Annotated in this window: 17 protein-coding genes; 14 read left to right on the top strand and 3 right to left on the bottom strand. The window is 71.9% G+C overall.

Translation table 11 applies throughout. From position 1 onward, the window contains the following. Nucleotides 1-44: 44 nt before the first annotated feature. A complete protein-coding gene (locus ACIP5W_RS16000; protein ID WP_004986406.1) occupies nucleotides 45-332 on the top strand; it encodes a DUF1416 domain-containing protein in 288 nt (95 codons plus the stop codon). Nucleotides 333-540: 208 nt separating this feature from the next. Further along, nucleotides 541-801 carry a DUF3099 domain-containing protein gene (locus tag ACIP5W_RS16005; protein WP_363086869.1) on the top strand — a complete coding sequence of 87 codons (261 nt, stop codon included), beginning with the start codon at nucleotides 541-543 and terminating at the stop codon, nucleotides 799-801. Between the two features lie 29 nt (nucleotides 802-830). Here ACIP5W_RS16005 and ACIP5W_RS16010 read toward each other — a convergent pair whose 3' ends face one another. Further along, nucleotides 831-1,193, bottom strand: coding sequence for a DsrE family protein (locus ACIP5W_RS16010; RefSeq protein WP_086770097.1), 363 nt, complete (start codon nucleotides 1,191-1,193; stop codon nucleotides 831-833). 103 nt (nucleotides 1,194-1,296) lie between these two features. On the opposite strand from ACIP5W_RS16010, the gene ACIP5W_RS16015 reads away from it, so the two are divergent. From ACIP5W_RS16015 to ACIP5W_RS16040, 6 genes are all read left to right on the top strand, one after another. After that, entirely contained in the window at nucleotides 1,297-2,058 is a 762-nt protein-coding gene (locus ACIP5W_RS16015; protein ID WP_401472765.1) for a hypothetical protein, read from the top strand. Then, on the top strand, nucleotides 2,055-3,020 hold the full coding sequence (locus ACIP5W_RS16020) for a hypothetical protein (protein ID WP_401472768.1): 966 nt from the start codon (nucleotides 2,055-2,057) through the stop codon (nucleotides 3,018-3,020). Before ACIP5W_RS16015 ends, ACIP5W_RS16020 begins: the two co-directional genes overlap by 4 nt. Beyond that, the gene (locus ACIP5W_RS16025; protein WP_401472771.1) at nucleotides 3,017-3,970 is read left to right on the top strand and encodes a hypothetical protein; all 954 of its coding nucleotides are present in this window, start codon (nucleotides 3,017-3,019) and stop codon (nucleotides 3,968-3,970) included. Before ACIP5W_RS16020 ends, ACIP5W_RS16025 begins: the two co-directional genes overlap by 4 nt. A gap of 228 nt (nucleotides 3,971-4,198) precedes the next feature. Beyond that, a complete protein-coding gene (locus ACIP5W_RS16030; RefSeq protein WP_392243300.1) occupies nucleotides 4,199-4,774 on the top strand; it encodes an FABP family protein in 576 nt (191 codons plus the stop codon). 78 nt (nucleotides 4,775-4,852) lie between these two features. Continuing rightward, nucleotides 4,853-5,311 carry a Fur family transcriptional regulator gene (locus tag ACIP5W_RS16035; RefSeq protein ID WP_401472774.1) on the top strand — a complete coding sequence of 153 codons (459 nt, stop codon included), beginning with the start codon at nucleotides 4,853-4,855 and terminating at the stop codon, nucleotides 5,309-5,311. Between the two features lie 10 nt (nucleotides 5,312-5,321). Continuing rightward, entirely contained in the window at nucleotides 5,322-6,287 is a 966-nt protein-coding gene (locus ACIP5W_RS16040; protein WP_401472777.1) for a YgfZ/GcvT domain-containing protein, read from the top strand. Between the two features lie 22 nt (nucleotides 6,288-6,309). Here ACIP5W_RS16040 and dtd read toward each other — a convergent pair whose 3' ends face one another. Continuing rightward, complete coding sequence (gene dtd, locus ACIP5W_RS16045; protein ID WP_401472780.1) at nucleotides 6,310-6,735, bottom strand: D-aminoacyl-tRNA deacylase; 426 nt, start codon at nucleotides 6,733-6,735, stop codon at nucleotides 6,310-6,312. 158 nt (nucleotides 6,736-6,893) lie between these two features. Here dtd and ACIP5W_RS16050 point away from each other — a divergent pair, with 158 nt between their 5' ends. From ACIP5W_RS16050 to ACIP5W_RS16060, 3 genes are all read left to right on the top strand, one after another. Continuing rightward, on the top strand, nucleotides 6,894-7,472 hold the full coding sequence (locus ACIP5W_RS16050) for an aerial mycelium formation protein (RefSeq protein WP_401472783.1): 579 nt from the start codon (nucleotides 6,894-6,896) through the stop codon (nucleotides 7,470-7,472). Nucleotides 7,473-7,569: 97 nt separating this feature from the next. Continuing rightward, complete coding sequence (locus ACIP5W_RS16055; protein ID WP_401472786.1) at nucleotides 7,570-8,826, top strand: GNAT family N-acetyltransferase; 1,257 nt, start codon at nucleotides 7,570-7,572, stop codon at nucleotides 8,824-8,826. A gap of 425 nt (nucleotides 8,827-9,251) precedes the next feature. Then, nucleotides 9,252-10,091, top strand: coding sequence for a winged helix-turn-helix domain-containing protein (locus ACIP5W_RS16060; RefSeq protein WP_401472789.1), 840 nt, complete (start codon nucleotides 9,252-9,254; stop codon nucleotides 10,089-10,091). Here ACIP5W_RS16060 and ACIP5W_RS16065 read toward each other — a convergent pair. Next, nucleotides 10,081-10,263, bottom strand: a complete 183-nt coding sequence (locus tag ACIP5W_RS16065; RefSeq protein ID WP_401473306.1) for a hypothetical protein — start codon at nucleotides 10,261-10,263, stop codon at nucleotides 10,081-10,083. The two genes, ACIP5W_RS16060 and ACIP5W_RS16065, sit on opposite strands and share 11 nt — an antisense overlap. A 164-nt stretch (nucleotides 10,264-10,427) precedes the next feature. Here ACIP5W_RS16065 and ACIP5W_RS16070 point away from each other — a divergent pair, with 164 nt between their 5' ends. The 3 genes from ACIP5W_RS16070 to ACIP5W_RS16080 all read left to right on the top strand — a co-directional run bounded on the left by ACIP5W_RS16070 (nucleotide 10,428) and on the right by ACIP5W_RS16080 (nucleotide 12,343). After that, a complete protein-coding gene (locus ACIP5W_RS16070; RefSeq protein WP_401473309.1) occupies nucleotides 10,428-11,315 on the top strand; it encodes a winged helix-turn-helix domain-containing protein in 888 nt (295 codons plus the stop codon). After that, the gene (locus ACIP5W_RS16075) at nucleotides 11,315-12,079 is read left to right on the top strand and encodes an HAD family hydrolase (protein ID WP_401472792.1); all 765 of its coding nucleotides are present in this window, start codon (nucleotides 11,315-11,317) and stop codon (nucleotides 12,077-12,079) included. Before ACIP5W_RS16070 ends, ACIP5W_RS16075 begins: the two co-directional genes overlap by 1 nt. Before the next feature lie 66 nt (nucleotides 12,080-12,145). Then, complete coding sequence (locus ACIP5W_RS16080) at nucleotides 12,146-12,343, top strand: hypothetical protein (protein ID WP_401472795.1); 198 nt, start codon at nucleotides 12,146-12,148, stop codon at nucleotides 12,341-12,343. Nucleotides 12,344-12,407 lie beyond the last annotated feature (64 nt).

Raw genomic sequence — 12,407 nt, forward strand, 5'->3', positions numbered from 1 at the left:
CCAACCGACCCGACCTTCTGGTCAGACCCCCTCTGGAGAAAGACATGTGCGGAGCGAAGGCCGGCGGCCCGGACGCCTCGACGATCAAGCCCGGTGAGACCACCATCCAGGGTCAGGTGACCCGCGACGGCGAGCCGGTGACGGGCTACGTCCGGCTGCTCGACTCGACCGGCGAGTTCACCGCGGAGGTCCCCACCTCCGCCACCGGACAGTTCCGCTTCTACGCGGCCGAAGGCACCTGGACCGTCCGCGCCCTCGTGCCCGGCGGCACCGCCGACCGCACGGTCGTCGCCCAGCAGGGCGGCCTCGCGGAGGTCGCGATCGCCGTCTGAGACATCCCCGGACAGGCACAGACAGGCACAGACGTCCGCAGGGCCGTACCTCTCGGGTTGGACACCTGAGGTGCGGCCCTGCGGCCTTTCCGGCTTCCGCCCGGCTCCGGTACGGACCCCGCCCGGCTCCGGTACGGACCCCGCCCGGCTCCGGTACGGACCCCGTCCGCCTCGTGCCGGACCGCCCGGCCCGGCCTACGCTGGACGTATGTACGCCCGCCGTCGGCACGCCTACTTCGCCATGATGGGCACCTGCATCGCGCTGTTCGTCCTGGCCTGGGGCGTCGTACGCCTCTGGTCGGTTCCGGTGGCCGTCGGGATGTGCGTGGTCGCGATGGTCATCCCGCCGGTGGCCGCGGTCGTCGCCAACCGGCGCGGCCCCGAGGACCGCTGGTGGGACGATCCGTCCGGCGACCCGAAGTCCGACGAGTGGTGGGACGAACTGGACGGGAAGAAGCGGCACCCGTAGGCCTTCGGAGCCGCCCCTCCCAAGCCGCCTCAGTAGACGAGCGCCTGGGTCCCGTCCGCCAGTGCCTCCTGCACGAACACCTGCGCCCCGGCGATCCGTACGCCCTCCAGGACGTCCTTCTCGGTGATGTCCCGCCGGGCCGCGCACTGCGTGCACAGCGTGACCCGGCCGCCGAGCAGGAGCGAGTCGAGCAGGTCGGGCAGCGGGGCGGCGTGCGGCAGCTCGAACTCGGCGGCCCGGCCCGGCAGCGCGAACCAGGCGGACTCCCCGGTCAGCCACAGGGAGACCTCCACCCCACTGGCCACGGCCACCGCCGCCACCGTGAACGCCTGCGAGCACCGTTCGGGGGCGTCGGCCCCCGCCGTCACCTTGATCACGAGCTTCTTCGCCATGACCGAATCGTAATCAAGATCTTTACAACTCCCTCGGCCGACCATGAGTCACCTGTGAAGCGCGCATACGGAACGCGCGCTTCACGTCATGAGGGGGGACGTTGTGGAAGGACCCGAAGGGGCAGCGGAACCGGAGGCCGGGCCGGCCGACCAGGCCGCTGCCGCACCCCGGCCCCGCCGCCGGGGCCGTACCACACCGCTGATCGCCACGGCCGCCGTGCTCGGCGTCGTCGCCGGCACCTGCACCGGCTACCTGATCCAGGCCGACCGCGAGCCCACGAAGCTGCCGCCGCTGTCCCAGCCGGTGCTCGCGCAGGCCAAGGGGCCCGGCCCCGAACCGCTGTCCGCCGCGCAGGACCGCAAACTCCGGACCGACGGCGACCTGCGGAAACTGCTGCTGAAGAAGCCCAAGGGCGCGAAGGAGGCCGCCTGGGTGGTCCCCGACGGCTGGCAGGACCTGGCCGGCTACGCCGGCAACTTCAAAGCACCCGACGGCGCCTTCGCCGATCTGGTCGGCGAGGAGTTCCGCCGGGCGGCCGTCACCGCCTGGGAGACCGGCAACACGCACACCGTGGAGATCAGGCTGGTCCAGTACCGGCAGGAGCAGACGCTGGCCGCCGCCGCCGCGAGCGCGGACGGCCAGTACTGGGCCGAGAGGGAGGGCGAGTCGGACAGCTGGGCGATCCCCGGCACGGACGACGGGAGGGCCTACGTCTACGAGGCGGTCGACGACATGGGCCTGCACGTCGCGAGGGCGCACGCCTGGCGGGGCGATGTCGCCATGGAGCTGTGGGTCTACGGCGCCGAGCCCGTCCCCCGGAAGATGATCATGGACCTCGCCGAGAGACAGATGGAGCAGCTGTGAGCGAGCCGGAACGCCCTCCCACGGAGCTGCCCGTGAAGCACCCGGAGGCCCCCGTGAAGACCCTGGAGGCCGCGGAGACGCCGCAGGTTGCGGAGATTCGGGAGACCCCTGCATCCCCTGAGACCCCCGAGACCCGCGAGACCCCCGACACCCCCGAGACCCCCGAGGTCCTGGCGTCCCCCGAACCCGGGGCGACCGCTCCCGCCCGGCGGCGCCCGAGCGGGCGGCGCGTCGCCCTGGTCGCCGGATCCCTGCTGCTCGCCGGGGCCGTCGTCGCCGGTGTCGGCACCACGGCCGTGATCGTGCGGGACGCCGACCGGGACGCGGGCGCGCCCGGCTGGAAGTTTCCCGCGGTCACGGCGGACGAGCCGGAGGCGGCCCGCGGACAGGGTCTCGCCGGGATGCTCCTGCCGTACGGGGGCACCGACGGCTGGACGCGCGGACCCGACCTCGGTGAGTTCGGCTCCGACGTCCAGCTCAGCGGAGCGCAGGCCACGGCCCTGCGCAAGAAGTCACTGAGCGACCTGCCCCGGTCCCAGCGCAGGCAGCTGGAGAAGCAGATCGACAAACAGCGCATCCAGGGCATGGCGATGCGCAGCTATTACAACCGCCCGGCCGACACCTACTCCTCCAACGAGGACGTCTACGCGGTGAGCGTCGTGCTCTCCCAGATGGACAGCAAGGCAGCGGTCCGCGAGATCGCCACCTTCCAGAGCGACTTCCTGGACGCCCTGGACGTCTTCCGCAAGGGCCCCGAGATCAAGGGCCACAAGAACGCCAAGTGCTTTCTCCCGCCCAAGGACGACGACAGCGGTCTGAGCGCGATGTTCTGCTCCGCCTACGTCGGGAACGTCCTGGTCACCGCCACGGCGCACGGAGTGGAGCCGCTCGACACCAAGGACGTGGCGGCGTTCCTGCGCACGCAGCTCGACCGCATCGCGGAGCCCGGGGAGGCGGTATGACCGAGCAACGGCAGCAGCTCAGGGGCCCGGCGAGCGGTCCGGAGGACGGGACCGCGGCGACGGCACCGGAGACCACGGAAGTCACGGAGGCCACGGAGGCCACGGAGGCCACGGACGTCACTGATTCCCCCGATCCCACCCCTGTCCCCGACCCCGCCCCTGTCCCCGACCCCGCCCCTGTCCTCAAGGACCGCCGGGCCCTGCGGGCCGTGCTGCGGTGGACCGCTGCCGTCGTCGTCTTCGCGGCGGTCGGTGCCGGGTCGGCGTACGGCATCGTCGGGATGGAGCGCACGGACGTGCCGGGACTGGCGACCGAGTCGGACGGACGGTGGGCGTATCCGACGCTCAGCAAGCCGCCGCTGCCCTCGGGCAGCCCCGGGCCCTTCGCCGAGACGAACCAGGCCGGCACCCACTACGCCGACCTGCGCGCCCTCCTCCTGCCCGCCCCCGAGGGCGCCACCGAGGACAAGGCGCTGCGCGGCTCGGACGGCTGGCTGGCGACGAAGGACTATCTCGCGGAGTACGAGCAGGAGGGGCACCGCGAGGAGCTGGGCCAGAAGCTCCTCGACCATGGGCTGCGGCACATCGCCGCCCGCGGCTGGACGACCCCGGACGGCACCCGGACCCGCGTCTACCTGCTCCAGTTCAACACCGCGGCCGTGGTGGACCAGCTGATGGCGACCGAGGCCGTCGCGTTCGCACCCCCCGTCCACCAGGTGCGGGGCGCCGCCGAGGCCGAGTACGACGAGGGCTTCCCGCAGCGCGCCGCGGTGTCGCAGGTGCAGAGCACGCCCTACGCCGAGACCGAGCCGTACGGGCCGGAACAGGTGCGGTTCGCCCACATCGCCGCCGGTGACGTCTACGCCCTGGTCGTGCAGTCCCGCAAGGGCGCCGCCGCGGCCGTCCCCTTCCAGCAGACGGTGACGCTGCAGAGCCAGCTGCTGGGGTGACGCCGGCGAGGGCCACCTCGCAAGGAGGGCCGGTCCCCGGCCGCGTAAGCTGGGGCCCGGCCCTGTAGTACGTACCCCCGAAGCACGCTCATCCGAGGAGCACCCCGTGGAGATCTTCTTCGAAGCCCTGCTGGTCCTGGTCTGCGTCGGCGTCCTCGCCTTCGCCGGGCTGACCGTGAAGAAGCTGTACCAGGGCCAGCGCTGACCCACGTCTAGGAAGTGCCACCGATGATCGAGATCCCGTCCGACCTCCACAAGGACCTCGTCCCCCTCGCCTTCCTGCTGGGCACCTGGGCGGGCGCGGGCGTGCACGACTTCCCCGGCGCCGAGAAGTGCAACTTCGGGCAGGAGGCCACCTTCACGCACGACGGCCGGGACTTCCTGGAGTACCACTCCCGCACCTGGGTCCTGGACCAGGACGGCAACAAGGTCCGCGCCCTGGAGACCGAGTCCGGCTTCTGGCGGATCGACGCCGACCGCAAGGTCGAGGTGACGATGGTCCGCGACGACGGCGTCGTCGAGATCTGGTACGGCGAGATGGCCGACAAGAAGCCCCAGATCGACCTGGTCACGGACGCGGTGGCCCGCACGGCCGCCTCCGGCCCCTACACGGGCGGCAAGCGGCTGTACGGCTACGTCAAGAGCGACCTGATGTGGGTCGGCGAGAAGCAGACCCCCGAGGTCGAGCTGCGCCCCTACATGTCGGCCCACCTGAAGAAGGTCGTCACCCCGGAAGAGGTCGAACGCTGGGCGAAGGCCCTCCCGGACGACATGCCGGACGACGGCATCGCCTTCTTCAAGTAGGCCCTCTTCGCCCACGCGCACGTCCGGCGGACCTTCTCCACAGCGGGACTTCGCCGAAAGGGTCCTAGACTCTGCTGTGTGGTGAGCACCGACTGGAAGAGCGATCTGCGGCAGCGCGGCTACCGGCTGACCCCGCAGCGGCAACTCGTCCTCGAAGCCGTGGACACCCTGGAGCACGCGACCCCCGACGACATCCTCGTGGAAGTGAGGAAGACGGCGTCGGGGGTCAACATTTCCACCGTCTACCGCACGCTCGAGCTGCTGGAGGAGCTGGGGCTGGTCAGCCACGCCCACCTCGGGCACGGGGCGCCGACGTACCACCTCGCCGACCGGCACCACCACATCCACCTGGTCTGCCGCGACTGCGGCAACGTGATCGAGGCGGACGTGGAGGTGGCTGCCGAGTTCACGGCCAAGCTCCGCGCGACCTTCGGCTTCGACACCGACATGAAGCACTTCGCGATCTTCGGCCGCTGCAAGGACTGCGCGGCCGGCGCCGGGGACGCGACCGCTGAGAGTTCCCCCACCGGGTCGTAGGCTTGCGTTCATGAAGAGCCCTCTGCTGTCCCTGCCCGGCGCCGTCCCCGCCGAGGGCGTGGACGAAGGCGTCGCCGCCCACTACGGCGACCTGTTCCGCGAGCAGCGCGCCCTCGCCGAGGGCACCGGCTTCGTGGACCTCTCGCACCGCGGAGTCGTCACCGTCTCCGGCGCCGACCGGCTGAGCTGGCTGCACCTCCTGCTCACCCAGCACGTCAGCGACCTGCCCACCGGCCGCGCCACCGAGGCACTGATCCTCTCCGCGAACGGCCACATCGAACACGCCCTCTACCTGGTGGACGACGGCAGCACCGTGTGGGCCCACGTCGAACCCGGCACCCAGGACGCGCTGATCGCGTACCTGGAGTCGATGAAGTTCTTCTACCGGGTGGAGGTGGCCGACCGCACCGCCGACATCGCGGTCGTGCACCTGCCCGCCGGTTCCATAGCCGAGGTCCCCGAGGGCGTCGTCGTACGCGAGACGGCGTACGGCCGTGATCTGTTCCTGCCGCGCGCCGACCTCGAGGCGTACGCCGCGAAGGCCGGCCCCGCCGCCGGGATCCTCGCCCACGAGGCCCTGCGCGTGGAGCAGCACCGGCCCCGCCTCGGCTTCGAGACCGACCACCGCACCATCCCGCACGAGCTGGGCTGGATCGGCACCGCGGTGCACCTCCAGAAGGGCTGCTACCGCGGCCAGGAGACCGTCGCCCGCGTGCAGAACCTGGGCAGGCCGCCGCGTCGGCTGGTCTTCCTGCACCTGGACGGCAGCGACGTGCACCTGCCGCCCGCCGGGACCGAACTGCGCCGCGCGGACGAGGGCCCCGACGCGCGCAGGATCGGCTTCGTCACTACGTCGGTACGCCACCACGAGCTGGGCCCGGTGGCGCTGGCCCTGGTCAAGCGGAACGTCCCCCTGGACGCGCCGCTGCTCGCCGACACCACGGCGGCCGCACAGGAGGTCGTGGTCGAGCCCTGAAGCCGGGAACCCCTCGGGCCGGCTACACCTCGACCAGCACGGTGAACGGGCCGTCGTTCGTCAGGGACACCCTCATCCGCGCGCCGAAACGGCCCGTCGCCACCGTCGCGCCCAGCGCACGCAGCTGATCGACCACCTCGTCGACGAGCGGCTCGGCGACGTCGCCGGGGGCGGCCGCGTTCCAGGTGGGACGGCGCCCCTTGCGGGCGTCGCCGTAGAGCGTGAACTGGCTGATCACCAGGAGCGGGGCGCCGATGTCGCTGCACGACCGCTCGTCGCTCAGCATGCGGATGGACCACAGTTTGCGGGCCAGCTGGGCGGCCTTCTCCGCGGTGTCCTCGTGGGTGACCCCGACGAGGACGCACAGTCCCTCGCCCTCGATCGAGCCCACGGTCTCGCCGTCCACGACGACGCTCGCGCCGTCCACTCTCTGCACCACTGCACGCATGCGCCCCATCATGCCGTGCGGCCTGCGGGCCCCCGGCAGGGGCTTCTTCCCCGCTCCCCGGGCCGCCGTCTGGGCCGTTCGGGGGCACTCGGTCACCTCGCGGCCACTGAGGGTGGCACGATGCTTCCCACACGCCGGTCGAGGGGACGCCAGAGCACATGAGCACACCGAGTACCGGGCAGCTGGGTCTGACCACCCGGCGTCCGCCCGCGCAGCGCAGGGACAGCCCGGCCTGCCCGCCGCCGACGGAGCCGCCCGTGCACGACCTGGCCCGGCTGAGTCTGCCCGAGCTGCGCACCCTGCGCCGGGACGCCCAGCGCGACGAGGCCGACCTCAGCTACGTACGACGGCTGCTGCAGGGCCGTATCGACATCCTCAGCGCGGAACTCGCCCGGCGTTCCCCGGCCGGAGCGGCGTCCGTCGTGGACCGCCTTCCGGAGATCCTCACCGACGCCCCGGCCCGGCACCGCTCCTCCGCCCGGCACGTCACGCTCGGCACCCCGCAGAGCGAGGAGTACCGGCGCCTGGCGTCGGAGATGCTCTCCGAGGTCGAACTCTCCGACCTCGGCGCCCGCACCGACCCCGAACTCCACGAGGCGATGGCCCGCCTCATCGGCTACGAGCAGTACGTCTCCCGCCGCCGCCAGCACCTCCAGCACACGGCCGACGAGTGCGGCGAGGAGATCACCCGCCGCTACCGGGACGGCGAGGCCCAGGTGGACGACCTCCTGGTGTGAGACCGCCGGCCGGTCGCCGGGCAGGGACGAAAAGGGGCGGGCGGGGGCGGAAAAAAATCCCCCGCCGCACCGCCTCCTCCCCGCCTACCGTGGCCCCATGACGACCACCTCCGCCGACACGGACATACGCCGGATCACGGACGCCGAACTCCCCGCGTGGATGCGCGCCGCGAAGACCGGCTTCCTGCGCACCCCCACCGTCACCGAAGCCGACGTCACCGCCCGCCGCACCGCGCACGTCGGCTCCCGCACCTACGGCGCCTTCGACGCGGGCACGTGCGTGGCCACCTTCCGTTCCTTCCCCCAGGAGCTGACGGCGGTCGGCGGCACCGCCGTCCCCGCCGACGCCATCTCCAACGTCGCCGTCCTCCCCACCCACCGCCGCCGCGGCATCCTCACCCGCCTGATGACCGAGGACCTGACCGCCGCGAAGGACCGCGGCGACGTCGTCGCCACCCTCATCGCCGCCGAGTACCGCATCTACGGCCGCTACGGCTTCGGCCCGGCGACCAGCGCCGCCGAGTGGACGATCGACGTGCCGCGCACCGGCCTCGACCCGCACTGGCCGGGCCCCGGGGACGGCGGCCGCATCGACCTCGTCGGCCCGGAGGAGGTCCGCAAGATCGGCCCCGAACTGCACGAGCGGCTGCGCCGCAGCAGGCCCGGCGCGGTCAGCCGCACCGACGTGTGGTGGGACTCGGACACCGGTGTGCTGCGCGTGTTCGGCGAGTGGAGCGAGCCGTTCTACGCCGTCTACCGCTCGGCCGACGGCGAGGTGCAGGGGCTGGTCTCCTACAAGGCGGACGACCACTGGGGCGACGCCAAGCAGCCGTTGAACACGGCGACGGTGGAGTGGCTGATCGCCACCACGGCGGCCGCCGAGCGCGCCCTGTGGCACTACCTCTGCTCGATCGACTGGGTGGTGCGGGTCAAGTCGGGCCCCCGCGCTCCCGACGACCTGCTCCCGCATCTCCTGCCGGACCCGCGGGCCGCGAGCATCACCACGCAGACGGACTGGCTGTGGGTGCGGATCCTGGACGTCGTACGGGCCCTGGAGGCGCGCACGTACGGCGGGTCGGGCTCGTTGGTGCTGGAGGTGACCGACCGCGCCGGGTTCACCGGGGGCCGTTTCCTGCTGGAGGCCGGCCCCGACGGGGCGTCCTGCACGCCGACCGGCCGCGGCGCCGACCTCACCCTGGACGTGGCCGTGCTGGCCTCGCTGTGGCTGGGTGACGAGTCGGCGCCGCGGCTGGCGGCGCTGGGACGGCTCGGAGAAGAACGAGCGGGCGCCGCCCTGGAGGCCGACGCCCTGCTGCGCACGCCCGGGCGCCCTTGGTGCCCGGACATGTTCTGAAGTCTCCTCCCTGCCGCGACCGTGCGGCCGGCCGTCCTGCGTGGTTCTGCGTCCGTAGCTGTTCGGTTGTGGCTGTGCCGGTGGGGCTGTTCGGTTGTGGCTGTGCGCTGATGCCGTGTGAAGTTGTGGCTGTGCGGCGCTCTGAAGTTGTGGCTGTGCGTCGGTGTCGGCCGTCCGGGCTCCCGGCTCCCCTCCGGAAGGGAGCCCGACCGGCCAACCGTCTGGAAGTTTGACCATGTTGTGGAAGTTGGCAGCCAACTTCACTGTTCTTATGTCCGCTTGGAAGCGGCCTATAACCATCTCTCCGCGAACTGCCGCAAGATGGCGAGAAGTTGTACGGTTTTGCCGTGGAGCCGGAACATGCCTCCGTCAAGGGGCGGAAGAGACCGGAGCGGTCGCCACGACCGCAGCCGTCCCCCCGTGACGTGGCCGACGAGCTGCGCACCCGGATCAGGACCGGGGTGCTGCGGCCGGGCGAGCGCATGCCCACCCAGGCACGGCTCGCGGACGAGTTCGGCATCGAGCGCGGAGCCGTCCGCCAGGCCCTGCGCATCCTCCAGTCGGAGCACCTGCTCACCAACGTCTCCAAGGGCGCGCCGGCGACGGTGGCCCCGGACCTGGGTGCCGGCTCCCTCCTGACCGGCCCCGGAGCCTCGCCGCAGCCCACGATGGTGGCCCTGACCCCGCGCATCGCGGAGGCCTTCGCCGCCCCGCACGTGGAGATCGACGCGCTCTGCCTGACCGCCGTGTCGCTCACGCTGGCGATCGGCGAACCGCTGCGCCGGATCCACGCCGGAGAGCTGAAACCGGCCAAGATCGACGTCCGGGTCCTGCTGCCGTCGCGGAACATCGACCTGGCCTTCCCGGCGGCGGTGGACGGCGCGGCGACCGGACGGCTGCAACGGCACTGGCTCGCCCACCGCAACGCCCAGGGCCAGGTGCTGCGGCACAACCTGCTGACGCTGCGCGCCACCCACGGCATCGACGTCCGCGTCAGCTTCCGCGCGCTGCCCTTCACTCCGCCGGTCAAGCTCTACCTCCTCAACGGGACGGAAGCGCTGTTCGCCTACTACACGGTCGAGCGGCACGAGCAGCAGATCGACCACGAGCAACTGGAGATGTACGACGCCGAGGGCACGCGTTCGGTTCTGTTCGCCTTCGCGCAGGGCGCCGGGGCGCGTGACACGACGTTCGTGGAGCAGTCGCTGCTGTGGTTCGACGCCCTGTGGGAGACGATCAGTTCGGACCTGGTGCTCACGAGTTGACGGCGGGCCCGGTGACCAGGAGGGCGAGGATCACGGCGCCCGCGGAGCTGAGCGCCGGCCGTCCGGACCGGATGCCGGCGGTGAGCAGGAGCAGGCCGATGGTCCCGGCGGTGCCGTACTTCCACCGGACGGTCTGTTCGAGGACGGCGGAGACGAGGGTGAGGGCGGGCACGGTGTTCCTCCCTTCGGAGGCGGGAAGCGCGGGGGAGGTGCTGGGCAGAACGTCCGCCGACTCGTCCAAGTTGGCAACCAACTTCACTTATGTTGTCCCCTCTTGGTGACAACTGCTAAACAACTTCCGGGTAACTCCCGCCAGATGGATCGAAGTTGTACCGTTTGGTCGTGACCCAGGAGAACGTGGCAGCACACGTGGCGGTGAACGGCAGCCGCAGGCTTTCGCCCCAGGAGATCGCCGACGTCCTGCGCGAACGCATCCGCGTCGGGGATCTCAAGGCCGGCGACCGGCTGCCCACGCAGGCCGAACTCGCCGACGAGTTCGGCGTGGAGCGCGGTACCGTGCGCCAGGCCCTGCGCGCGCTCCAGGACGACGGTCTCCTCACCAACGTGAGCAAGGGCAGCCCGCCGCGCATCGCCGAACAGGCGCCGGCCCGGGAGGAACCCCAGCCCACCATGGTGGCCCTGGCCCCCCGGCTGACCGCGGCCTTCTCCGCCCCGCACGTCCGCATCGACGCCGCCTGCCTCACCGCCGAGAGCCTCATACCGGCCCTCGGCGAACCCCTCCGGCTGATCCACGGCGGCAGCCTCCGGCCGCGGAAGATCGACGTCCGTATCCTGCTGCCGTCCCGCGACATCGACCTCGCCTTCCCGGTCCCGGTGGACGCGAGCAAAAGCGGCGACCCCGTCCACGAGCGCTGGCTGGCCATGCGCAACGCCCAGGGGCACGTCCTGCGCCACAACCTGCTCACGCTGCGCTCGCACGGCATCGACGTGAGCGTGTCCTTCCGGGCGCTGCCCTTCACCCCGCCGGTGAAGCTGTACCTCCTCAACGGCGAGGAGGCGCTGCTGGCGTACTACATGGTGACGCGCCGGGAGGAGCCGACGGACACCGGAGTGCTCGACATGTACGACGTGCTGGGCACCGAGTCGCTGCTGTTCTCCTTCGAGAAGGCGACCGGCGCGCGCGAGGCCACCTTCGTGGACGAATCCCAGAAGTGGTTCGACGCCCTCTGGGAAACCATCACCTCGGACCTGACACTCTCCTAGTGACTTCTGATACGACGCGGACCGAACAGGTGGCATCCGAGACCGAGAACGACAGAAAGCCGGCGCTGGACGCACTGCTCGCGCCCGCCCGCGTGGTCCTCTGGGACTTCGACGGGCCGATCTGCCGGCTGTTCGCCGGGCACTCGGCGGAGCGGGTGGCCGTCGGCCTGGTGGAGTGGCTGGAGGGGCAGGGCCTGCGCGGCCTGCTCACCGAGAGCGAGCGGGAGTCCCCCGACCCGCACGCCGTCCTGCGCGCCGTGGACCTGCGCCACCCCGGCAGCGACCTGGTCGCGGAGCTGGAGGAGCGTCTCACCCAGGAGGAACTGCGGGCCGCCGCCTCGGCGATGCCCACGGCCTGGGCCGACCCGCTGATCCGCACCCTGACCGCGGTGGGCCGCCGGCTCGCCGTCACCACGAACAACTCGCCGCGCGTCGTCACCACGTACCTGACGAGCCGCGGCCTCACCTCCTGCTTCGCCCCCCACATCTACGGCCGCACCCTGGACCTGCACCTCCTCAAGCCCGACCCGGACTGTCTGAACCGGGCCCTGCGTGCCGTGGGCGTGGCGCCGTCCGCCGCGCTGATGATCGGCGACACCCCGTCGGACTGCCTCGCCGCCCGGCGGGCCGGTGTCCCCTTCCTCGGCTTCCTCGGCCACGCGCGCAACAACAAGAAGAAGGAGGAGCTGCTCAGGGCCGCGGGCGCGACCCACGTGGTGGACTCGCTGGAGCCGGTGCTGGCCTCGGTCAGACGTCACGCCTGAGTCGTCACCACCAGCACGGCGGCGGCCCCGACGGCCGGGTCGGCGCCGGTCGGGTCCGCCCCGGCCGTGCCGGGTTCCGGGACCTTCCCCACCCACCGCGTGAAGGACGAGGACGGCACGTCACCCGGCTCGGTCTCCGCCGACAGCCGGCGGGTCCGGTTCGACCCGGTGGGGGAGCACATCGCCGAGCAGGCCGGGCGGGTCGCCGAGCAGGCCGGGCGGATCGCCGAGGAGATCGCCGAGGAGGCCGAGCCGGTGCGCTAGCATGCCAGAATCGCGCGAGCCACGGCTTCCACTCCTCCGTGTGAGACGGCGAACCGGCCGGTCT

The sequence above is a fragment of the Streptomyces sp. NPDC088766 genome (assembly GCF_044750845.1).
Lineage (GTDB): Bacteria > Actinomycetota > Actinomycetes > Streptomycetales > Streptomycetaceae > Streptomyces.

What these genes read in the sequence shown, in the direction of transcription:
- ACIP5W_RS16040 (WP_401472777.1), top strand. Translation starts at nt 5,322, where the DNA reads ATGAAGAGCCCTCTGCTGTCCCTGCCCGGCGCCGTCCCCGCCGAGGGC.
- ACIP5W_RS16050 (WP_401472783.1), top strand. Translation starts at nt 6,894, where the DNA reads ATGAGCACACCGAGTACCGGGCAGCTGGGTCTGACCACCCGGCGTCCG.
- ACIP5W_RS16025 (WP_401472771.1), top strand. Translation starts at nt 3,017, where the DNA reads ATGACCGAGCAACGGCAGCAGCTCAGGGGCCCGGCGAGCGGTCCGGAG.
- ACIP5W_RS16030 (WP_392243300.1), top strand. Translation starts at nt 4,199, where the DNA reads ATGATCGAGATCCCGTCCGACCTCCACAAGGACCTCGTCCCCCTCGCC.
- ACIP5W_RS16010 (WP_086770097.1), bottom strand. Translation starts at nt 1,193, where the DNA reads ATGGCGAAGAAGCTCGTGATCAAGGTGACGGCGGGGGCCGACGCCCCC.
- ACIP5W_RS16055 (WP_401472786.1), top strand. Translation starts at nt 7,570, where the DNA reads ATGACGACCACCTCCGCCGACACGGACATACGCCGGATCACGGACGCC.
- dtd (WP_401472780.1), bottom strand. Translation starts at nt 6,735, where the DNA reads ATGCGTGCAGTGGTGCAGAGAGTGGACGGCGCGAGCGTCGTCGTGGAC.
- ACIP5W_RS16000 (WP_004986406.1), top strand. Translation starts at nt 45, where the DNA reads ATGTGCGGAGCGAAGGCCGGCGGCCCGGACGCCTCGACGATCAAGCCC.
- ACIP5W_RS16005 (WP_363086869.1), top strand. Translation starts at nt 541, where the DNA reads ATGTACGCCCGCCGTCGGCACGCCTACTTCGCCATGATGGGCACCTGC.